Consider the following 22,916-nt stretch of genomic DNA (forward strand, 5'->3'; position numbering starts at 1 on the left):
TTTCTTAACATTTGTAGAGTTAGCAAAAAACCTAATTGTCATATTTTGATAACAAAATCATGTTGAGAAATTACGATGTTTGTTTGGAGGATGTTTAGAAAGTATCAATAAATACTTTTCTCACTAATTTTGGAAGACGGTCAATAGGTTCAAACTGTATATTTGTCGTTAAAAACTACTCCCGATTCCCTGCTTCTTACCCCCGAAAAACGAGCTTATTAAGTATTAAAATCGACTTTTAATACATCCCCTTAGACACAGATAACGAGTTTATAAATACACCCAGTATTGATTGATGCAATCAATAATAAATAATTGCAGTGGTAGATTTTTAGCTTAAAATACACGATAAACCATCACAAATCAATACCAAACTGCCATCTTGTATTGCTTTGTGGGATTAAAATAGAGTATAGATAGACGAGCTATAGTATAACCACTTATCAGCTAAAAGCCAACTTTGCCAAATTTATTTTTATATAGAAATCTCACTTGATGCAGAGGGAGTAGGAAGTAGTCTACATGTATTGCTGACACCAGAATGAAACTGGTTTTTCCCCACTCCCAACTTACTACTCCCCCCATCCTTCGGTCGATCTGCTTTGCATCACAAGCTAAAGCTAGATGTTTTGGTTACGTACAAATGTTCTCTAAGATAGGGGACTACTCACTAATCCCTACTCCCTACTCCCTAACCTTCACCCGTTATTTTGAGGTTAGTCGGGTACTAGTGTGAATGACTACAATTACCCTGTGCGTCGTGGTGGTGATGAGAATCGTGGTGATGTGAACAGGTTTGTAAATCTTGCTGCATTAATTCTAGACTAGTATTTGCTTGGGAGGGGTCAACAGGTTGGAGACCAATCCATGCGTGAATCCGCTCCACATCAAAACCCACCTCATAGCGATCGCCAACTTGAATCAAGGGACGACGAATCAACAGAGGGTCAGCAATCATCAACGCTAAAGCACTATCAGCATTTAATTTTTCTGGAATTACCTCACCAGACTTGATTCTAGGAGCAGTAGGATTAAACCACTCAGAAATCGGACGATTTCCAAAAAACACCCGTAACTTTTGTGGAGTCCAATTGTAAGTCCGAATATCATAAGCTTCCAAATCATGACCAGCAGCAGTCAATAGGACTTTTTGCTTAGTATTATTCTTACAACCAGGTTTTTCGTAAAAAACAACTTTAGCCATTTAATTTCCACATCCTCTCAGCGCAACTTTCTGCAAAATCCAAAACTTTTACTGAACAAAGTGAATCCCAAATTTCTCACGAATCCCGAAAATTTGTAGGGAGTAGTTCATCAAAATGCAGGGAATGAATCCAAATATTTACAATCCAAAATCTAAAATCGCACCACTTTCCCCTGTTCTAAATCATATTCAAACCGTCGTTTTGGGTCAGTTTCACCGTAGAGATTTAACGTCACCGTTGGTTTTTCTCCCAATGCTTCCACACTGTGAATTGCACCAGGTGTAAAACTAATCATATCCCCAGTATTGAGAATGATTTCCCCTGTTTGTTCAACGCATTTTCCCGTATTTGCTATTTCCACAGGAGTTTTACTTCTCCACAGGAGATTTTTTTCTTCCCCTTGTAAAATTGCTACAACTCCCCACGTACCATGATTGTGAATGGTAGATTTAGTCCCAGGAGCAAAACTAACAGTCTGGAAAGTAAAAGGAAATCCTAACTCATCATAAAGAATCTCCACAGATACCCCTGTTTGTGGATTAGGTAGGGAAAATCGACTACGTACCCAATAGGAATTCAGGATTAATTTTCTGACTAACATCCTGATATTAGGTAAATAGCTGACCTCAACATCAATATTTTGACTTGCACCCTTGAGAATATCTTCTAATTCCGTTAGAAACCGATACAAACGATAATTCTCCTGTAATAAATCCCACTTCCGTGCAGATTGACAAAGCACAAAAGAACCATCATCGGTAACTAACCAATCTTTATTTTTCATATTGTAATCTAAAGAAACTAGGAAATGCAAAATAGCAAATATATTTAACCTAAAACTTTCAGGGAGTAGGAAACAGGAAGTCAATTACAAATTACGTAGCTTGCTCCCCGCGTAGCAGGTATTACGTACGCGAAGCGTTGCCGTAGGCTATTACGTAGACGCGTAGCGGCTTGCCGTAGGCTATTACGAATTATTTCAATCCTCCTCTTCTGGAGAACGGGTTAAAACATCGAGTAAAATTTCTGCACTTAAATACTCATGATTAACATCAATCTCTTGAATAAACTGACATATTTCCTGTGCAGTTTCGACTTTTCCTAGTTTAGCTAAAATTAAGCCAGAAGCAGAATAGGCATTTATATATAGACGAATTTCGGCATCATGAAGACGTTGCAAAATAATTTGCTTTAATTCCTGTTGATTAGATGGTAAATTTTCATTTTTTTGTACCCATAACATGACATTTTCCGCAGCTTTTAATGCCATTAAGTAATTATGCTTGTAATAAAAATATCTATAGGCTGCAACCAAAACATCAATATTATTATTGGTGATTTCCAAAGCTTGGTTGATATATTGTTCCGACTCTTGAGTATTTTCCCATGATTGGGCAGCTTGAATTAGTAATTTTTTGACCTGTTCCGGTACGTCAAACCAAGAAAAGCTATCTGGTGCAATTTGCATAACTTAGTTGTCATCCGTATAATAACTGAGTAAAATAGCTAATCAAGCAACTTATAGTTACATCTGCGGATGTTTGACTCCGCCTAGTGATTGTATATTTTTATGCTAGGGCCTATTGTGCGGCAATAATGAGAATGAAGCAATATTACATGACCGCAGATGAACTGAATAAGTTTGTTAGCTATTGTCGGAAAATTCAACCACAGTCTCAACTCGATATTCGTCGTTTTTTTGAGGGGGTGGTCTGTTTTCCCTATGATAAGGAATTACTATTGCAAGCTTACTTATTTTTGAATATTCACAATTTATTTCCTAGTTGTTCCGAGTTACTTTTATTTGAAAAATCTCCCATCGCCGATTATACAGACTTAGGTAAATGTGATTTTGTTTATTTGACTACGACTGGAAGTTTATTTTTAATTGAAACTAAATTTATTGACACAGAAGCAACTGGTGCAACGGAACGTAAGCGTCGTAACAAGCATCGTAATAAGGTTTTTGAACAGGTGATGACTTTAAAAAGTCGTTTTAGCGAATATTGGGATATTCAAAAGGAATATTTGACTTGTGGGGTGTTTACAACTGATGCAGATGTGAGTTGGCGTGGTAATAGTATGAATGTGGTGACTCAATCTATTTCCATTGAAAATTTGGAACAGTGGCGAAGACAATATTATTCACAATTATTTATAGGAAATAGGGAGTAGAGACGACCCGGTGGGTCGTCTCCAGGGTAGTAGGGAATAGGGAATAGCAAATAAGGAATATGAGAAAGGCTATATTGTAAATAGGTTCAAACGGCATATTTTTCCTGATAAACTACTCCCAATTTCCTACTCTCAAAAAATAAGAATTCAAGTATAAAAAAAGCTTTGATAAAAAGCGATTAAGGATATATACCAGGTGTGCGGAGAATTTGTCGCTGAGAATCGCTTAAATCTGGGAATAAATCTAGATTATAGTAATATCTTGCCCAAGCGGATGAATGGGGGGAATACTTGAAAAATAAAGTGCGTCTTTCTGATTTTCCTCGCCAAGGAATCGTGCCGTGGGATAATGCTTCAGTGAAGATAATTGCGCTACCAGCTTTAACTGCTATTTTTTGAATACAAGGATGCAAATTTTCTGGATTTTGTTCTAAATTGCGGATACTTGTTGGTAGGGGAAAATTACTTTTATGGCTACCAGGAATACAAGCAAAACCACCGTCTTCGGGAGCGACATCGTTCAATTCGTAGGCGACTGCGGTGAGACCATTATACATTTTCCCCTGGCGAAAATCGTAATACTGACAAGGGTCGTAGGGTGTACCACCACCGTGTAAATTTGCACCGACTGGTCCTTTACCTTGACGTAGGATATGGATGTAATCGTGGTCTAAACGAAATTTTCCGGCTAGTATTTCCTGCAAATAGGTGGTAATGGAAGGATTATCAATAATATCTCGAAATGGTTTACCCCAGCCTAATAATGAATCAAATCGGAGATAGGTTGCTTCTGGGGATACTTGACTAGGGTTTTGTTGACAAATTATTTGATTAATAATTTGCTGTAACTCATGGATCTGTGTTGGTGTTAACGCGTTTTCAACGATGATAAAACCTTGCAAATCAAATAGGTAGCGTTCTAGTTCGGTCATTTGATAATTTAGGAAAATAAATTAAATAATTCGTAATACCCGCTACGCGGGAAACAAGCTACGTAATAGCCTACGGCAACGCTTCGCATACATAATTATGAATGACATTAACAGAGAATAGCCAAAGTGTAATATTTACACCAAAGCCCATGAAAGTAGTTTTTCCCACTCCTAGCTCCCGTACAGACGACCTGGTGGGTCGTCTGTCCTTACTCATCCTATTTACTAGCGAAGGAACTGTTCCCCATTCCCTCTGTGGATAAATTCTAGTATCAGTTTGAAGTAATGAATGCGACAGATAAATGTTTTCAGGGAGTTCTGTGTAAGGGTTTTCAAATCCATAGACACGCTTAGTACGGGGTTTTCCCCGATTTCTTAATGTCTAGCACAGTAGACTAGAGTAAGTAGGTGGGTAGTGATTAGGGGTAAGGCTTTGAGACTAGTGATAGTTTATATTGTGGTTTTATATTTAATTACACCTACCCACTTAAATCCAAAATCCATAGACGCGTAGCGAATCGACCGCAGGATAATCTCAAATCCAAAATTCCCAAAGCCCGGGTTGATGGAATTAATCAAAACCTGGTAATTCTTCTAAAATGGTAAATCGAATATGGTTAATTGCTAATTCACCAATAGAAATATCTTCTTTGGTTAATCGTTTACCTTTACTAATTAAACTTTCAAAGGGGATGCCTTTACCAATTTCTAAGTGATACCAAGCTAAACCCATAAAAAAGCGGGTGGGATGGTCATTACGATAACCAACATCGTCGGGATTTGATTCCATTGGCATCCAACCGTAACCGGGGATATAAAATTCCAACCAAACGTGGTTGAAGTCGGGTTGGAGGGGAATATTTTGCCGTTCTCCGTAGGGGGGACATTTGTATCTACCTACAGTTCGACAGGCGATCCCGTTTAAACGACACAAAGCTAGGAGAACACCTACATATTCACCACAGGAACCGACTCCGCGTTCGAGGACAATATCCGGGGTGTCAATGTGGGGTTTAATACCATAGGAAAGATGGTCGTAAACATAATTACGGATGTTATACATTTTCCGTAACAGGTTAGTTTCTGTGCCAATGGCATCACGGGCAGCCTGGCGAACGATACTGGTATCCATTGCTAACTCATCATCATCGATGAGGTAGCGGGCTTGAAAATCGGGACTGAGTTCGGGGATATTTTCCACGTCACGAGGAGTAATTCGGTATTTAATGCTACGAACTTGTACGATGGCTCGCCAACCGAAAATGTGGCGTTCTCCGGGGGTAAGTTGGTCAAATTTGAATACGGCAACTTTTTGACCATCGATGATTTGTTCCTGGAAGGGTAAACCGATGGCTTGGACGGACTCAACTTTTTGACGGTCGGTGTCACTGGGTAGGGCGATTTGCCATTCTAAATCGGGGATATAGACCTCTTCTAGGGGAGCAATTTCCTCAACGTAGGACATTTCAATCCGGTAGCCATTGGAGAGGGTGTAGCGTTTTTCCGGGTGATATTGGAAGTGGAGGGGGTGGATAAAAGTGCGATCGCGATAGGCTAGTTCATGGTTGGGGTCGGCGTTGGGGTTATCGCGGATATAGGGTTCTTCACCAGCATAGGCGACAAATAGGGTTTTTTGGTGATTTTCAGGATTGACATAAATGGCTATGCCTGTAGGTGACTCGAAGGGGGTAAGAATGCTAAATTTAATTTCTCCAGTGGCACGGTCGAGGGCATAAACGCTTTGTTCCATGTCATCACACACCCACAGGGTTTCAGCATCTACGGCTAAGTTCTCGCAACCGACACCAGGAGCATAAAATTGGGTGATTTGTGTACCTGTATCTCGGTTAAACACCAAAATTTTACCGAGTTTTTGACAAGTAATATAAACTGTAGATTCCCAGACAGCTATACCATTGGCAGTGTAAGGAAGGGTGGCAAAATGCTCCAGTCCTAATGTATTAATTTGACAAGAGTAGATACTCAAGTCCCTGGTTAGCCATAATCGATCTCCCCAGAGGGAAATACCAGTAACATCCATCAATTCCCTCACTTGATGGGGATTGCGGATACGGGTATTATCTGTAGCTGGGTCAATTTCCAGTAAATATCCATTTCGCGAGTCAATCGCGATGAGTGTATCCTGGATGAAGGCAATACCATTTAATGCAGATGCACAGAGGGGTCTAATTGTTCGCTTCCAAAACATTTTGCTCGCGGTTGTATGGGGGAGTGCAACACTCATATTAAACTGATTTTCTTGATGGTTAGTAGGTCAAATAGGAATAGGGGATGTGGTTGGCGACCAAAATTCAAGTTATTCTACCGCGTTGGAGGGTTTTGTGTGTTTTAGATGACGCTGATTCAAGGATTATTCAACTGAAGATGTACTCAATCAGGTAGTTTTATACCCAAAAACTGGATTGTAGACTTTATAGATTACAGCAGAATTCAAGAATACAGGAGATAGGAAACGGTGGTAAAAGTCGTTTTTCACAGGTTTTTAAAATTGAAATAACCTACTTCCACAAAACTCAAAACTGCTGTATCGATACGTATTAAAGAGGTGTATATCCTGCATTTTGAGCAGGTGAGTGTTCAGCGTTGAGTCATGGGTTGTTTTTCTCCCTTCCCTACTCCCTGGAAGTTTTAGGGGTTTGTGAGAATCCGGGATATACTTGACACGATTAATCAAGTGAGCTTGTTCTCTAAATGGTTAATGATTAATGATTAATCATCAACAGCCAACAAACCAAAAGGTAAATATATCAACGTGCGAAGTATCAATTTCTCCTAATTTTTTGTTGTTCAAATTGGTTTAACTAATAGCCATAATCAGAAAAAGCTTTGGGAACAGATTACTCACGATGATTTGGGACTACTATATTTGATAAATTTCTAGCAAAGTCGAAAGTCAGAGGAGGAAGAGATCGAAATTTTTATGAGTACATTAGTAAAATTGGGGAATGGGAAGAGACGCGACATGTCGTGTCTGTACTCTCGAAGGAACAATCAGCTTTATAACCCCATCTCCAGAGTCAGGACGATAGTCAAAATAATGAGAATTAATACTTGACAAACATCCTCTTAGACGTGCGTAGGGTGCGAAGTGCTGGATAGAGTATTCAATCTGCAAATTTCGCTGGCTTCCCATAAAGTCAGGTGATCCCTCGCTCATTCCTACTCCCTTCCAACTATACTAAAAACGGTTAGAAATTTGGACTTCCCCAATAGCCAAAATCCCCTTGCTTCGATTGAGGGTATAGCTAACCGCTTGCTGTATAATCACCAATTCTTGTCACCTTTTCTTATTAAACAATGTCTGCCCACTCTCTACCTGATACAAATGCCATTTGGCATAATTTAGAATCCGATCAAGCTCTAGAATTATTATCGACCGATCCTGATAGGGGGTTAAGCACCCAGGAAGTTGCACAACGTCTACAACGCTACGGTGTCAATGAACTGCAAGAATCGGGAGGACGTAGTTCCTGGGAGATTCTTGTCGATCAGTTCAAAAATATTATGTTGCTGCTGTTGATTGCGGTAGCAATTGTTTCAGGTATATTGGATTTGATTAAATGGCAGTCAGGAACTTTACCCCCTGAAGAATTACCCTTTAAGGATACAATTGCGATTTTGGCGATTGTCGTTCTCAACGGTATTTTAGGTTATGTGCAGGAAAGTCGGGCTGAACAAGCTTTAGCAGCGCTGAAAAAACTATCCTCTCCCAATGTGCGGGTAATTCGCGATCGCAAACAGTTGGAAGTAGCAGCGAAGGATTTGGTTCCCGGTGATATTATGCTCTTGGAGGCGGGAGTTCAGGTAGCTGCTGATGGTCGATTGCTGGAAGAATCGAATTTACAGGTGCGGGAATCTGCTTTGACGGGGGAAGCGGAAATTGTTAGTAAACGAGCGAATATTACCTTACCGGAAGATGCACCTTTAGGCGATCGCTTGAATTTTGTTTACCAGGGAACGGAGGTTGTTCAAGGTAGAGCAAAAGTCCTGGTGACAGGTACGGGAATGAATACCGAACTCGGTAAAATTGCGGAAATGTTGCAGTCGGTGGATAGCGAACCGACACCGTTACAAAAACGCTCCAATGAGTTGGGTAATACCCTGGTGACTGGCTCCCTAATTCTGGTGGCGATTGTGATTGGGGTGGGATTGCTAACCTTGGGATGGGGTTCGTTCCAGGAGTTGGTGGAAGTATCCTTAAGTATGGCGGTGGCGGTGGTTCCGGAAGGATTACCGGCGGTGATTACGGTGACTTTGGCTTTAGGAACCCAGAGAATGGTGCGCCAAAATGCCTTGATTCGCAAATTACCGGCGGTGGAAACTTTAGGGTCGGTGACAACTATTTGTTCCGATAAGACGGGAACCCTAACCCAAAATAAAATGGTGGTGCAAACTATTTTTGTCAATAACCGGGAGTTTCGAGTCACCGGGGAAGGCTACACACCCCAGGGGGAGTTTTTGTTGGATGGCGATCGCATTTGGCTTGATAACCACCCGGAAGTTTCGGCTTTACTGGTGGCTTGTGCTGTTTGTAATGATGCGGTTCTGCAACAGGAATCGGGTAAGTGGAGTATTTTGGGCGACCCCACCGAAGGAGCCTTAGTCACCCTGGCGGCAAAGGGTGGTGTAGAAAAAGACCAGTGGGATAGTAAATTACCCCGTGTGGGAGAGTTTCCCTTTTCTTCCGAACGTAAACGCATGAGTGTGATTTGTCAGTTAGAAAGGGTGGATCGGGGAATTGCGAGTTTAGGGGATGTCGATCCAGTATTTTCCCAGCGCATCCGTCAAGAACAATACATCATGTTTACTAAGGGTTCACCGGAATTGGTATTAGCACGGTGCAGCCAATGGGATGATGGCCAAAACCGGGTATTGATGACTGAAGATGTGCGTCAGCGCATCCTCAAAGAAAACGATTACATGGCTAGTCATGGGTTACGGGTGCTAGGTTTTGCCTATAAACCCCTGCTGGAAAAACCATCCCCAGACAGCGAAGAAACCAGCGAAACCGAATTAGTCTGGTTAGGGTTAGTAGCGATGATGGATGCACCCCGTCCCGAAGTGCGAGCAGCCGTCCAGGAATGTCGGGATGCGGGTATCCGTCCGATTATGATTACCGGAGACCATCAATTAACTGCGCGAGCGATCGCTCTTGATTTGGGAATTGCCACCGACCAGGATGAAGTCCTGACCGGAAAGGACTTACAAAAGATGAGTAACCAGGAATTGGAAAACCATGTCAACGCGGTGAGTATTTATGCACGGGTTGCACCGGAACATAAATTACGTATTGTTCAAGCTTTACAACGTCAAGGTCGATTTGTGGCCATGACTGGGGATGGTGTGAATGATGCACCAGCCTTGAAACAAGCTGATATCGGGATTGCAATGGGAATTACGGGTACGGATGTCAGCAAGGAAGCCAGTGATATGATTTTGCTGGATGATAACTTTGCCACCATCGTCGCTGCTACGAAAGAAGGTCGCGTAGTTTACACGAATATCCGCAGATTTATTAAGTATATTTTGGGTAGTAATATCGGCGAAGTCCTCACCGTGGCCGCAGCCCCTTTGATTTTACCCTTTAACCCAGCAGTGGGAATTGGTGTCCCTTTAAGCCCCTTACAAATTTTGTGGATGAACCTAGTCACCGACGGTTTACCAGCTTTAGCCCTAGCAGTGGAACCACCGGAACCAGATGTGATGAAACGTCCCCCCTTTAGCCCCAAAGAAAGTATTTTTGCCAGGGGTTTAGGTTCCTACATGGTACGGATTGGGATTGTTTTTGCCGTGACTACCATTACCATGATGGCATGGGCCTATCGCCATACCCATGACCCCAGCTACACCGGAAATCCGGATACATGGAAAACAATGGTATTTACTACCCTGTGTATTGCTCAAATGGGTCATGCGATCGCGATTCGCTCCAATAACCGTTTGGCGATCGAGATGGATCCTTTTTCTAATATTTTTGTCTTACTATCGGTGGTAATTACGACTATTTTGCAGTTAATGTTGGTGTATGTTCCACCTTTAAGAGCCTTTTTTGGTACCCATTATTTGAATATGCAGGAATTACTAATTTGTATTGGCTTTAGTAGTTTGATGTTTATCTGGATTGAAGCAGAAAAAATCTTTTTCCGAATTATTGGCAAGAAGAATGTGTAATACCTGAAAATCATGTGTTTGTAGAGACGCGATGTATAGCTTTTCTCAGTCTAATGAGATACAAAAAAACCCCTCCCCGACCCTCCCCGACTATCCATTAGTCACATCTTTCTTAACAAAGTCTGAAAAGCGATTATAGAAATGATTTCAGTAGAGGGATTAAGCATTAAGATTAGACAAAACTCAGAAAGTATGCATTTAGATTTGATGGGCTAGCTTCCAAGTTACGGCGATATCGTGCAATCGTCGTAACCCTCTCCAAATCGTCTTGACTCCAGGTTCCCCATCACCTTTACGACCCAGAAAACCACCTAGTCGAGCAATCATTCGTACAGCTTCTCTTAATGTTGGTGGCTGATCTGGTGGAATTGGGTTTTTGTTCACACTTACACATAAAGATTGCCATTCAACTGTAGTTAAAACCGTTTCACAACTTTGTTCTGGATTATCCCTTGCTTGGTAAGTTAACCATAATAATCGCCATGCCACAATCGAATATGTCGCTAATGCCATTGATAGGCGTTTTCCTGTCTCCAGTTGTAATTCCTCGATTCGACAACCGCTTTTCAATGTATAGTGATAACGCTCGATTAACCAACGATATGTATACCATTCAACACATTTTACCGCATCTTCAAGGCTATTAATTTCCAATGTCGTTAACAATAACCAACTGATTGGTTTTATCTCCGATGGTGGACTCTTTTCTTCTGCTAATATCACCTGTAGTTTTACTGGTTTACAAAGCGAACGCCCGAGCTTATTTTTTGGTACTTCTATTTCAACTGTTTCGTATCTAATTGTTAGTTTTGCTATCCTTTCTGGTCTTTCTGGATTTCTTCTTACCTTGACTTCTACTTCTCCCTGAGTTGGACTTGACCTGATCGCCTCATGTAGATAATTCGCTGTATGGCTAACTTTTCTATTATGAGTTCCTCTGATTAGTAAGTGGCTATTTTCTGGTCTTTCCTGATTAAATAAATCAAATATATCTGCTTCTGAGTCTGCTACTGTTATGATTTTTATCTTTTCTGGTAGTAATTTATTTGTTCTCTCTAGCCCTTCCAACCATCTTTGGCTTTCTTTTTCTTCTGTTTGTCTTTTTCTACGTGTTTTTGCTATTCCTAAATCTTCGATATTTCTTGACCATACTTGTTGGTCTATTACTCCCAGTGGAACTCCTTTTATGCTTGATAATAACGTTGAATGTACTTTTAATCCTAAACTTTTTCTCTGGTCTAGATATCCAATTCCTTCTGTTGCTGGATGACTTGTTACATCCATATTTGTTGTGTCTTGTATTGCTAATACTATCTCGTGTTCTTTTGCCCTTTCGATTGTACTTTTGATATGTCCATTGCTTATATCTGATGGTTTTATATACGGCGAACTCCACAAATCATATGCTGCTGTTGTCGCTGCTACGCTCCCACATGCTTGAGGTACACTCGATGTTGGTTGTGCTGCTAAATCTTCTACCATCTTTATCAAACGCTTGTTTCGCCGTTTATCTCCCAAATCCAAGTGCTTCAATTCCCTTGCTGCCCATTTTTCCATTTTTTACACCCTATCTTTCCTCTCTCAAAACTATACCTATCAAGCCTTTCGTCTTCTTTTAAGTATTTTTACTTTTTGTTAAGAAAGATCCGGGTAATGGATAGCTGGATGCAGAGGGAGTGGGATTGACTGGCAACTTGTCCACAATTAACTGGTAAAATTTTTTGCTAATTACAAAAAAATCTTCCTCAAGGAATACCCCTACCAGTCTAAAATTTAAGTCCGGGTAATCTAATCAGCAACACAAAGAGGAACGCATGTTGGCGAAAAGAATCTTACCTTGTTTGGATGTCAAGGCAGGACGGGTTGTCAAGGGAATTAATTTTGTTAATCTCCGGGATGCGGGAGATCCCGTTGAGTTAGCAAAGGTTTACAATGAAGCCGGAGCAGATGAATTAGTATTTCTAGATATTACAGCCACTCATGAAGACCGAGACACGATTTTGGACGTTGTTTACCGAACCGCAGAACAGGTATTCATTCCCCTCACCGTTGGCGGTGGCATCCAATCCTTAGAAAATGTTAAAAATCTGTTACGTTCTGGTGCAGATAAGGTTAGTATTAATTCGTCAGCTGTTCGTGACCCTGATTTTATTAACCGGGCTAGCGATCGCTTTGGCAATCAATGCATTGTTGTGGCTATTGACGCACGACGAAGGCAAAACCCAGAAAATCCCGGTTGGGATGTGTACGTCAGAGGAGGACGCGAAAATACTGGGTTAGATGCCATAGCATGGGCCTGTGAAGTGGAAAAGCGTGGTGCAGGCGAATTGTTGGTGACAAGCATGGATGCAGATGGCACACAAGCCGGATATGACTTGGAACTAACCCGTGCGATCGCCCAAGCTGTCCAAATCCCCGTCATTGCCTCCGGAGGTGCGGGTAACTGTGAACATATTCACGCTGCTGTCACCGAGGGGAAAGCGGAAGCAGCTTTGTTAGCCTCCCTCTTACATTACGGGCAACTTAGCGTTTCCCAAATCAAATCCTATTTGCGCGATCGCCACGTCCCTGTCCGCCTATCACCATAGATTGGTTTTCAGTTAAGGGAATCCAATTTAATAATTATCCAAATTTTCGGTAAAAAGCCCAAACTACAGGATATTTTATTTTTTGGAAGTTCCTAATCTGCAAAATCGGAATTTTTCGTGTCGCACCCCAAATTTTCTTCGGGTTCGACACAAACTGAGAAAAATGTTAATCTTAATTAAGAATATTTAAAAAGAAATTACCCCACAAAATCCCTATGTTAATTCCAATTTTAGTATTTGACGTAGCCCTAGTCGCCTGGTCGCTACATTTGATGGAAAAAGCCGTTGAACTCAAGGAATTTTCTTTAATGTTGGCAGGTTCCTTAGTGGCCCTGGCGGCGGCAGCAATGTTAGTAGTTTACTTCCTCATGGGTCACTGTATGAGTTACTTATTACATTAGTTAATATAATTTAAAAGAAAGTTTGATTTTCAAGGTGATAGTGGGGTATAAATCAAAATAACTATAAAGCAATGCATTCAAACTGAAAGATTTTCCCCATCAAGGGTTGACAATTAATTCGTACTTGAGCGAATATCAAAAATACACTTACAAAGAGTTTACGGGGTTATAGCTCAGTTGGTAGAGCGCTGCAATGGCATTGCAGAGGTCAGCGGTTCGAGACCGCTTAGCTCCATTTAGATTTGTGGATTAACGGGTTATATCGTTTTTAGTATCTTCACTCATGCAGTCAATGCGAATTCATACCTAAGTGCTTCTTCCACTTTGAGGCGATCGCTGTTTTTGCCTCAAGGGATGGGTAGTACAATTAATAGAGCTAAGGTGGAATAAATTATGCAATCAGCTTTACGTATCACAACCAAGGTTTTACCAGGAAACAAAATAGAAATTGAAATTCCCGAAGCTGAGATTGGGGATAGTGTTGATGTATTTGTGATTTTGCCAGAAAAAGCCGAACTAAAACGCCGTTCTGCTGTAGATATTCTGAACGATTTACCTGGGAGGGAGCTTTTTAAAACACCTGAAGAAGTAGACAAGTATCTTCAAGAGGAAAGGGAATCATCGGAACGCGAAATATTCCTACTTCTAGCTTAGTATATGTAGATACATCACCCGTAATTTACAGCTTTAAGAAGTTTCCTGAATATCTACCCCTACTCTCACCTCTGTGGTTAAAACTAAACTACAAGCAGGAGAAATTGAAGTTGTTAGCAGTGAATTAATTTTGATGGAAACCTTGGTTCTACCTTTGCGAAATTCCAACTCAATTTTAATTAACGCTTATGAGCAGCTTTTAATTTCATCAGAAATGCGATTAATTCCTATAAGTCAATCCATCCTACAACAAGCTGCTAATATAAGGGCTACAACTAACATCAAAACCCCTGATGCAATTCATGTTGCAACAGCTTTATCCGATAGATGTAATCAATTTATTACTAATGATAGAGGCTTTCGTAATATCACCGGTTTACCTGTTATTATCCTCAGTGAAATATTAGTATCTTAAACTTAAATAAGGGACTTCCAGAAAATAAAATATCCTCTGGTGAAAGGGTATCTAACCCGAAAAATAGGTAGGGATGCCTTTTCCAGTATCGAAAATTAGATAATTATTAAATTGGATTACCCTCATGTTAAAATCCCACCTGTTGATCGAAGCGTAACATTTCCAAACTGCGATCGCCATACACTCCTTCAATTTGTTGACGACAGCAGTCAATGGCAAAATCGTTTAATTCCTCTGGTTCTATTCCATACATGTCCTCAAAAATATCCGCTTGCACTCGACAAAAGCGGGGACGTTTTTCATAAATCCGACACTCACGATTATCATGGTCAAAATTAATACACCACCCATCGACACCGACCATACTTAAATACAATTCCAGTTCTTCCGGGGTGAGGTATTCATCTAAATCGGGTCGTTCGCGGGGGTCTAGATGACAGCAAGCACCGCAGTTTTTGACACATTTCCAAGTAGCCATTTTGTTTCACGAGGTGGGGAAAATTATCGTTGTCAGTAGAGACGCGATATGTAGCGTCTGTACAGGGAACTGCGCTACGCGTATCTATGATTCTGGTGTCAGCATTACATGTATTCTAATCCCTCTTCCCTACTTCCTACTCCCTGAGTCAGATTATGTTGTTTCTTATAATTTTGTTAAGTAAATTAAAAACAGCGCTCCTTAGCCAGATAAAATCTAATCTTAAGACTTCTTTGGTAGTTTATTCTTTACCGTTTTAAATTAATTTAGGTCAACTCGGAGGAAAAATGTTTGAGGCGTTAGCAAGTATTAAATGGGAAGTGATTTTCCAACTTACGGCAGTTGCATTAATCATGTTGTCTGGTCCCATTGTGATTTTTCTGTTAGCAGTCCGCAAGGGTGATTTATAATTTGCGTTTCCCGGATTTCTCACAAACTCCTAAAACTTTCAGTGAGTAGGGAGTGATGGGAGTAGGGAGTAGTAGGAAAATCAACCCATTACTCAAGGCTTATAAATTTTTTGTGAGAAATGCAGGATTTGCGGTCTTGGCTTACAAGCGGTTTTTGAAAGAATACAGAATGTAGGATACGGGATACAGAATATTCTATAGAGGGGTAAACAAGTGTTTGCCCTTAATTTTGGGAATTTCCTTGTTTTTTCCACAAAATCTTTCTGCTCCCTACTCCCTGTTCCTGCAATTCCTACCCCAGGACTGACAGAGCTGCTTGAATCAAGTTGTGTAGGTGGGGTTGGGATATATCGACTTGTTTGGCATTTTCACGATTTGTTCCTAGGAGTCCAGTTTGTTGTTCGAGTTGGACTGCAAGGATGTTGCCATCGGGGTTTTTGATGCGTAGTTCTTTGCCTGTACCATTTTGATAAAGTCCACAGATGTATTGACGACCTTGGTATTCAAAGGTGAGGGAGGTTTGTTTTTCGGTAATTTGAGCGGTTGGGGAAGTGCGAAAACCGACAATTTCCATTTCCAGGGAGATATTGCCGTTAAATTCATTTTCTCGCAGTTTGTAGGCGATATCTACCCGTCCAGGGAGGGGAAAATAATCGCGCGATCGCCACATAATTCCTTTGATGCGATAATCTGTATTATTTACCTGTTGGGCTAGGGTCATCTTAATATGACTTTTACCAACTATTTCCTGTTCTACTACCCGGACATTGGGTGTCCAAAATACGGGATTGGGATTATCGATTCCACAGGGTTCTAATAGGCTGAGTTGTTGATAAAGTTGGGAAGTAAGTTGGTAAATGTCGGCTTGTGCGTCAATTTTCACTAGGGGTTTGAGGTGTTCTAGTTGTAAACATTGGTGAGCAAATTCACTCAAACGCGATCGCAATGCCATTAAATTTTCCCCAGGTAAGGAAAATCCGCCAGCCGCTCGGTGTCCTCCGTATTTACCCAGTAAATCTTGACAAAATTCTAAAGCCTCAAATACGTGAAATTCGGGAATACTACGAGCCGAACCGCGAATTTGGCCATCCTCCTCATAGGTACCAATAAATACAGGCACACCATAACGCTCCACTAATCGAGAGGCCACAATCCCAATTACCCCATGATGCCATCCCGCTTTGACCACAACTAACACCCGTTCTTCAGCGATCGCATCCACAAACTGAGTTTCGACAATTTCCACCGCTTCCTGCTCAATTTGCTCACACATCAACTGACGTTCACGGTTAGTTCCCTCACACTGCATGGCTCGCTCTAAAGCCACACCCATATCATCGGTAGTCAATAACTCAATCACCACTTGGGGATCACCAATTCGACCCACCGCATTAATTCGGGGACCAAGTTTAAATCCGATATCATCGGGACGTAGGGTTTTACCAGAAGAGGGAGGGGAAGGGTTGACAGAAGAGTTACTATTAGCTCCCTGTTCCCTCACCTGCAACCCAGAAATTTGAATCAAAGCTTGAATACCGGGGATTTGGGATTTAGGTAATTGCCGTAAACCCCGTTTTAACCAGCGACGATTGACACCCGTAAGGGGTGCTAAATCGGCAATGGTTCCCAAGGTAAACAATTCCAACATCGACTGTCGGATACCACTATTAGTCTGTCCTAGTGCTTGGGCAAGGGTGACTGCTAAAATATAGGCGACACCGACACCCGCGACACCGCGATATAAAGAAGTTTCTGGTAGTAATTTCGGGTTTAAAATGGCATTGGCTGGGGGTAATTGCTGGGGAATATCGTGGTGGTCAGTAATAATCACCTTTAAACCCAGGGTACGAGCTAGAGCAATGGGTTCATAGGCAGAAATACCGTTATCCACCGTTAAAACGATACTTACCCCATCCCGGTGAAAATCCTCAATAATGCGGTTATTTATCCCGTAACCTTCCTGCATTCGACTAGGAATAGCATAATCTACTTGGGCACCTAAATAACGCAAACCCCGTAATAATAGAGCCGTACTCGTCATCCCATCCGCATCATAATCACCACAAATTGCAATTTTTGCTTGTGTTGCGATCGCATCTTGCAGTAATTCCACACTCACAACTAAATCGGCAAATTCTGTCAACGGGGATGGTAAAGATAGGGACTCTGGTTCTAAAAACATCCCCGCTTCCTCCACAGTGGTGATACGACGATTGACCAACAACTGACCAATAATTGGCGAAATCTCAAACCTAGCTGCAAACTGGTGAGCTAGTTCGGGTTGGGGAGGATGAATATACCAGCGTTGATTAGGTAAGGACATGTGGATCAGAATGCAGAAGATAGCAGGGGGTGAGTTCGGCAACTAGAAATCGGGTTTCTATGGTGGTTTTCTGATTTTACAGATATATGTACAAAGAACCCGACTTCTCACGAGGATTTTCAACTGAATTAACTAGTACAGCGTGACGGGTGCAAAATTCCAATTAAGTCCTCATCAGCGAGGACTTTCCTAATTCGACAACAGTTTACAATTGAATGGTGGTGATAATATTTATGGACTTTCTACCCATAACATAACGAAATCATCCACCTCAAAGCTAGATTTTATAATACATTTACCCGTCCATCATCACGAATATATATCGAGCGATCGCCGGGTGGATACCAGTCGGGACGCAACTCTACCCGCAAAACCTGCCCATGGGGTTGACTGACCACGGCTTTTAAGGCTCGTCCGGTTTCATCCCAAAATATTATAGATGCATTTGGTTCTGTCACCTGCATTTGGGGAAATTGGATCGCTTTTCCCGGTGCAATAGGAATCGAGTTGGTGACGTTTATTTTCTGTAATTGCAACATCCTTGGCGTGCGATTAATTACTTCAATTCGGACGTACTGTCCTGGAGTGAATTGTAAAGGTCTCGCACCGCACTGGGAAGCACAGGTTCCCACCCGATTCGCTTGAGCAGTTTGATTAACTGGCATCCCCATCACCAATAACCCACAGAAAACACCCATTAATAATCTTTTTTTCATGACTGATAAAATCCAGTTAAATGTGATATTAGATACTTTACGTTAGCATTTACCTGGGGATATTGAGTAGACAGGGAGTTTAAATCCTGTTTGCGCACAAATGTATTGGGTTTACAGAAAATGTAGGTAGAGACGTAATATATTAGGTCTCCACATCTCCACAGATATTACGTCTCCACATAATATCGATTCAAAAAATGGCGTTGCTAAATACAAAATATGAATTGGAAATTTGACGTTGTGTAGAGACGTAGCGATGCTACGTCTCTACGTAGACGCGCGTAGCGTGGATCGACCGAAGAGATGATTGTGGTTTCAATACAAAATGTAAATAATCATAATTCATACCCAAATTCAGCAACGTCCAAAAATGTTTGCAACACATACTCAATATGAGACATAGCACTGCTACGTCTCTACAAAATTCATCTGTCGCATTCTTTATTTTCAAATTGGTATGATATTACGTCTCCACCTCTCCACGATTACGTCTCCATGCAATACTACGTCTAAGTCAAAAATTCCCGCAAACCAGCTTCAAATTGTCGCTGAGAACCACCTTTGAAAATCCACAAAGTTGTTTCCCACGAGAAAAAGGAGACTCCTTGATATTTCGTGTTTTTCACAACAGCGATTTCCTGTTTGATATTTTGAATTGGTTTTGGGGACAAAAACGGACCAGTATACAAACCAATCGCAGTGGGGACACGGGAACGAATATTTAATAATTGCTGGTTATTCAACTCATTTTGAATCGTTTGAATATCGTTTCTATAAATCTGTACTACCACTTCATCTAATAAACCGGATTTGACCCATCGACCCCAATCCTGTAAATAATTTTTGTAGGCAAAGTCCAGGGAATTAGGTGAAAGGGAGATAATCAACTGAGGCTTTTCAACTTTGACTGCTTGACTGATTTTAGCCATGAGTTGGGTTAACTTTTTTGCTCTCCAAGCCATCCATTCCGGGTTTTTGATATTTTTAGGGGGTGGAGAACCATTATGTTCTTGACGGTAAAGTTGGACGGTGTAGTTGTCGTAGCCGAATTCAACTGGTATGGCAAAATGGTCATCAAGTTGAATCCCATCAATGGCATAACGTTTGACCACATCCACAATTAAATTGGTGATAAATTTCTGGACTTCTGGATGTGCTGGATTTAACCAAGCCATATTTTCACTCTGGTCAAACTTTCCTTGGGGAAGATGAATCTTTCCCTGCTGGGTTTGACTCAACCAATCGGGATGTTGTTTGGCGATCGCATGATTTTTGGGTATCATCAAACCATATTCAAACCAAGGAATAATTCGTAATTCTTGGCGATGGGCTTGCTGTACTATACCTTTGAGGGGGTCTGTTAGGGTGAGAAATGGTCGGTGATGGCGCTCCCCAAAGAATAAACTACCCCTAGATGGTGCTACGGAACTAGGATGGAGAGTATAACCCCGATTCCACACCGCAGGATAGATGGTATTCAAATTATGTTTGGCAATGTTGGCAACAACTTCGTCTAAACGGGTGGTGTAGTAGTTCAAAATTACACCAGTATTTGTCATCCATACACCATGTATTTCCCCGATTTTAGCTGCACCGTGATTCACCTTGGGTGCTTGCCATAGGGATATGACAATTAAAAAAGTTGCTAATGTCAGCCAAAACCAGCGATAGCGACCTTTTAAAAGTTTATTTAGGGTTTTGGGAAGTTGGGAAAAATGTGACTGCATGTATGTAATTTATTTTGACGGTATCGCTATCCTGTTTGATAAATGAAAACAATGCGAGTAATGATAAACTACCAAGGCTAAACAACGGATTTCTGAAACAAACAGCGATATCACCGACAAATTTCTCTTATTTCACGATGCACAGGGATTTGATTTCTTGAGGGCTAAAGTTGCATTTCCGGTATTTAAACATTTTTGATGTAGAAATAAGCCTCACACCCATACAGGGGAAGGGAAATACACTACAGACTCAAAAATGCTTGAAACCTAGTAGTCTGTCCCATAAGTTTAGGAGGGGTTTGTAGTAGTGGCTTTAGTCTTGAAATAGTTTGAATCTGAAGCGCTATACCCGTAGGGTTGTCGTAGACTAGTGCAACTACCTACCTTTCCTCAGCCATCAAAATTAGTGAGTATAAAACTTAAATGCGCAGCAGCTGATCATCTGCAAGCAATCAACTCCCCAATACACCAATATTGACTGGAAAACTGAAGAAAACAGGCTACTTCTGTACAGAGCAGTGTATCAGAAAAAAAATTGTCAAGATAAAAGTTAACATTTTGACGGATCGAAGTTATCTTGGTATCGGTAACTTATAGCACATCTGGCTAACACTTCGCATATGCAGCGATGTCCCTCCTTTTTACTCGTATTGACTGCTCTCTCGTGGCATTGGGCTTTTCCCAGTCGTGTGGCTGCCCTTGTCTTTTTTCCTACCAACCCCATTATTGAGTTGGCTCAGGAGGAAGTGGGTGAGTCACAAATTGTACCGACTGCGATACCAACTCCTAGCAGTAACGAAAGAATCCTACGTTTAGGAGATACGGGAGAAGCAGTCAAACGATTGCAAACCCAATTACAGCAATTGGGATACTATGCGGGAAAAATTGATGGGGAATATGGAATTAGTACCCGATTAGCTGTAGCAAGGTTTCAAGCAGCCAAAGGATTAAGTTCCGATGGGGTTGTTGGTGCGACGACGCGGATGCAGATCGAAGCAGAAATACAAGCTCGTGCTGCTGTTGTTGGGACTAAACCCGAACCGGAAACCCCAAGACAAAATCAATCACGGGGAAGGGGAATATTATGGTGGGTGTTTGCGGGGATGGGAATAGTTGGGTGTGGTGGTGCTGTCGTTTTTGCAACTCGTAAATTTATTCCCAAAAAACCGGAATCTGACCCAACGGTCATAACTCCAGATGAAGCGATCGCAATTGACGGGACTAAGGATATTATTGATATTGCATCGGCAGTAGAGACAGAAAATCAGTCATCTCATCAGCAAAATTATCACGGTTCTGAAAATACACGCACCGATTACACTCCTGTGGGGAATTATGGGCAAACTTTCATTCAAACCAATGGACATTACAGCCCAGTTGCTGACCACGAACAAACCCTAATTCAAACAAATCAACACTACAGCTTGGTTCCAGACCCTGAGCAAACCCTAATCCAAACAAATATTGAAGTAGAACCCTGGGAACGCCACGCTCATGAACAAAAATTCCTGCCACCGGAAATTAGTGGACGCATCGCCAAGGTAAATATTATTGACGAAATGGTGAAGGATTTACGTAGTCCCGACCCCAACAAACGACGCAAAGCCATTTGGGATTTAGGACAACAGGGAGATTCACGGGCAATTCAGCCCTTAGTAGATTTATTGGTGGATGCCGATTCTCAACAACGTAGCTTGATTTTAGGGGCATTATCAGAAATTGGTGTGCGCACCCTCAAACCCATGAACCGTGCTTTAGCGATTTCCCTGCAAGACGAAAGTCCTGAAGTCAGACAAAATGCCATTCGCGACCTGACTCGTGTTTACGATTTGATGGCACAACTGAGCCAAATGCTGTGTCATGCAGTGGAAGACCCAGATACAAATGTACAAGCAACCGCCCGTTATGCCCTAAGCCAATTTAACCGTTTACGTACTTTGGCCAATTCAGAAGTTAATCGGAATGATAACCCACCCTTGTAAGCCTTGCTGTCCCCGGTTATGGTAATTTAGGTTTAAGTTCATTTTTGTTTACAATGCCGGAGAGTTGCCTTGGGAGTAGAGTTACGTAGTTATGTCTATATAGATAGCTTGCAACCGCAGTATGCAGCCTATCTGGGGACAGTTGCCCAAGGATTCTTACCACTACAGGGGGAAGCTTCGTTGTGGATTGAGATTTCGCCGGGGATTGAAATTAATCGGATTACAGATATTGCTCTCAAGTCGGCTTCGGTGCGTCCGGGTTTGCAGGCAGTAGAACGTTTATATGGTTTATTGGAAATCCATTCCGGTTCCCAGGGGGAAACCCGAGCTGCCGGACAAGCGATTTTAGCAGCTTTAGGTGTGACCAGGGATGAGTGTATCAAACCACGGATTGTATCTAGCCAGATTATTCGCAATATGGACCCCTATCAAACCCAATTAATTAACCGTGGACGACGGGGACAATTATTATTGGCAGGACAAACCTTGTATGTATTGGAGGTAGAACCTGCTGCCTATGCGGCTTTGGCTGCCAATGAAGCCGAAAAAGCCGCAGCTATTAATATTTTAGAAGTGATGCCCATTGGCAGTTTTGGACGAGTTTATTTAGGGGGAGCCGAAAGAGATATTCTCGCTGGAGCTAGGGGTGCGATCGCAGCTATTGAAAATATTAAGGGTCGTGTGCATCCTGTGGGTGGTCGTCAGGAGTAAAATTTGA

The 22,916-nt window shown here is 41.6% G+C and carries 19 protein-coding genes and 1 tRNA gene; 10 read left to right on the forward strand and 10 right to left on the reverse strand.

The genetic code is table 11. The features are described 5' to 3' along the window. Positions 1 to 727: 727 nt before the first annotated feature. The 3 genes from CDC37_RS16020 to CDC37_RS16030 form a co-directional block, all read right to left on the reverse strand. Positions 728 to 1,204, reverse strand: a complete 477-nt coding sequence (locus CDC37_RS16020) for an ArsC/Spx/MgsR family protein (protein WP_096623087.1) — start codon at positions 1,202 to 1,204, stop codon at positions 728 to 730. Between the two features lie 152 nt (positions 1,205 to 1,356). Beyond that, entirely contained in the window at positions 1,357 to 1,989 is a 633-nt protein-coding gene (locus CDC37_RS16025; RefSeq protein ID WP_096623089.1) for a cupin, read from the reverse strand. Positions 1,990 to 2,184: 195 nt separating this feature from the next. Continuing rightward, the gene (locus CDC37_RS16030; protein WP_096623092.1) at positions 2,185 to 2,673 is read right to left on the reverse strand and encodes a hypothetical protein; all 489 of its coding nucleotides are present in this window, start codon (positions 2,671 to 2,673) and stop codon (positions 2,185 to 2,187) included. A gap of 149 nt (positions 2,674 to 2,822) precedes the next feature. Between CDC37_RS16030 and CDC37_RS16035 the strand changes: the two genes are divergently transcribed. Next, a complete protein-coding gene (locus CDC37_RS16035) occupies positions 2,823 to 3,380 on the forward strand; it encodes a hypothetical protein (RefSeq protein WP_096623094.1) in 558 nt (185 codons plus the stop codon). A gap of 179 nt (positions 3,381 to 3,559) precedes the next feature. Here the strand turns inward: CDC37_RS16035 and CDC37_RS16040 are convergent, their stop codons facing one another. Then, positions 3,560 to 4,312: a phytanoyl-CoA dioxygenase family protein gene (locus CDC37_RS16040; RefSeq protein ID WP_096623096.1), complete on the reverse strand. Its 753-nt coding sequence runs from the start codon at positions 4,310 to 4,312 to the stop codon at positions 3,560 to 3,562. 571 nt (positions 4,313 to 4,883) lie between these two features. Continuing rightward, positions 4,884 to 6,557, reverse strand: a complete 1,674-nt coding sequence (locus tag CDC37_RS16045) for a transglutaminase domain-containing protein (RefSeq protein WP_096623098.1) — start codon at positions 6,555 to 6,557, stop codon at positions 4,884 to 4,886. 1,073 nt (positions 6,558 to 7,630) lie between these two features. Between CDC37_RS16045 and CDC37_RS16050 the strand changes: the two genes are divergently transcribed. Then, positions 7,631 to 10,504, forward strand: coding sequence for a cation-translocating P-type ATPase (locus tag CDC37_RS16050; protein ID WP_096623100.1), 2,874 nt, complete (start codon positions 7,631 to 7,633; stop codon positions 10,502 to 10,504). A gap of 198 nt (positions 10,505 to 10,702) precedes the next feature. On the opposite strand, the gene CDC37_RS16055 is transcribed toward CDC37_RS16050, so the two are convergent. Further along, entirely contained in the window at positions 10,703 to 12,061 is a 1,359-nt protein-coding gene (locus CDC37_RS16055; protein ID WP_096620005.1) for an IS4 family transposase, read from the reverse strand. A 257-nt stretch (positions 12,062 to 12,318) separates the two neighbouring features. On the opposite strand from CDC37_RS16055, the gene hisF reads away from it, so the two are divergent. From hisF to CDC37_RS24985, 5 genes are all read left to right on the forward strand, one after another. Continuing rightward, positions 12,319 to 13,092 (forward strand): imidazole glycerol phosphate synthase subunit HisF, encoded by a 774-nt coding sequence (gene hisF, locus CDC37_RS16060; RefSeq protein WP_096623102.1) that lies wholly within the window; start codon positions 12,319 to 12,321, stop codon positions 13,090 to 13,092. 215 nt (positions 13,093 to 13,307) lie between these two features. Next, positions 13,308 to 13,493, forward strand: a complete 186-nt coding sequence (locus CDC37_RS16065; RefSeq protein WP_096623104.1) for a hypothetical protein — start codon at positions 13,308 to 13,310, stop codon at positions 13,491 to 13,493. A 162-nt stretch (positions 13,494 to 13,655) separates the two neighbouring features. Then, positions 13,656 to 13,728, forward strand: a tRNA-Ala gene (locus CDC37_RS16070). Between the two features lie 158 nt (positions 13,729 to 13,886). After that, positions 13,887 to 14,147, forward strand: a complete 261-nt coding sequence (locus CDC37_RS16075; RefSeq protein WP_096623106.1) for a hypothetical protein — start codon at positions 13,887 to 13,889, stop codon at positions 14,145 to 14,147. 73 nt (positions 14,148 to 14,220) lie between these two features. After that, a complete protein-coding gene (locus CDC37_RS24985; RefSeq protein WP_231943085.1) occupies positions 14,221 to 14,562 on the forward strand; it encodes a type II toxin-antitoxin system VapC family toxin in 342 nt (113 codons plus the stop codon). 127 nt (positions 14,563 to 14,689) lie between these two features. Here CDC37_RS24985 and CDC37_RS16085 read toward each other — a convergent pair whose 3' ends face one another. Continuing rightward, a complete protein-coding gene (locus CDC37_RS16085; protein WP_096623108.1) occupies positions 14,690 to 15,040 on the reverse strand; it encodes a YkgJ family cysteine cluster protein in 351 nt (116 codons plus the stop codon). A gap of 287 nt (positions 15,041 to 15,327) precedes the next feature. On the opposite strand from CDC37_RS16085, the gene psb30 reads away from it, so the two are divergent. Further along, positions 15,328 to 15,450 (forward strand): photosystem II reaction center protein Ycf12/Psb30, encoded by a 123-nt coding sequence (gene psb30 / locus CDC37_RS16090; RefSeq protein WP_096623110.1) that lies wholly within the window; start codon positions 15,328 to 15,330, stop codon positions 15,448 to 15,450. A gap of 292 nt (positions 15,451 to 15,742) precedes the next feature. On the opposite strand, the gene recJ is transcribed toward psb30, so the two are convergent. The 3 genes from recJ to CDC37_RS16105 form a co-directional block, all read right to left on the reverse strand. Beyond that, entirely contained in the window at positions 15,743 to 17,773 is a 2,031-nt protein-coding gene (gene recJ / locus CDC37_RS16095) for a single-stranded-DNA-specific exonuclease RecJ (protein WP_096623112.1), read from the reverse strand. Between the two features lie 284 nt (positions 17,774 to 18,057). Beyond that, on the reverse strand, positions 18,058 to 18,489 hold the full coding sequence (locus CDC37_RS16100) for a hypothetical protein (RefSeq protein WP_157780765.1): 432 nt from the start codon (positions 18,487 to 18,489) through the stop codon (positions 18,058 to 18,060). Positions 18,490 to 18,998: 509 nt separating this feature from the next. Continuing rightward, positions 18,999 to 20,216: a glycoside hydrolase family 10 protein gene (locus tag CDC37_RS16105; protein ID WP_096623116.1), complete on the reverse strand. Its 1,218-nt coding sequence runs from the start codon at positions 20,214 to 20,216 to the stop codon at positions 18,999 to 19,001. A gap of 620 nt (positions 20,217 to 20,836) precedes the next feature. On the opposite strand from CDC37_RS16105, the gene CDC37_RS16110 reads away from it, so the two are divergent. Both CDC37_RS16110 and CDC37_RS16115 read left to right on the forward strand, forming a co-directional pair. Next, positions 20,837 to 22,198, forward strand: a complete 1,362-nt coding sequence (locus CDC37_RS16110; protein ID WP_096623118.1) for a peptidoglycan-binding protein — start codon at positions 20,837 to 20,839, stop codon at positions 22,196 to 22,198. Positions 22,199 to 22,267: 69 nt separating this feature from the next. Next, the gene (locus CDC37_RS16115) at positions 22,268 to 22,909 is read left to right on the forward strand and encodes a hypothetical protein (protein WP_096623120.1); all 642 of its coding nucleotides are present in this window, start codon (positions 22,268 to 22,270) and stop codon (positions 22,907 to 22,909) included. The last annotated feature ends 7 nt before the right edge of the window (positions 22,910 to 22,916 follow it).

Origin of the sequence: Calothrix sp. NIES-3974 (genome assembly GCF_002368395.1) — a bacterium.
In the GTDB taxonomy this organism is placed as follows: domain Bacteria; phylum Cyanobacteriota; class Cyanobacteriia; order Cyanobacteriales; family Nostocaceae; genus NIES-3974.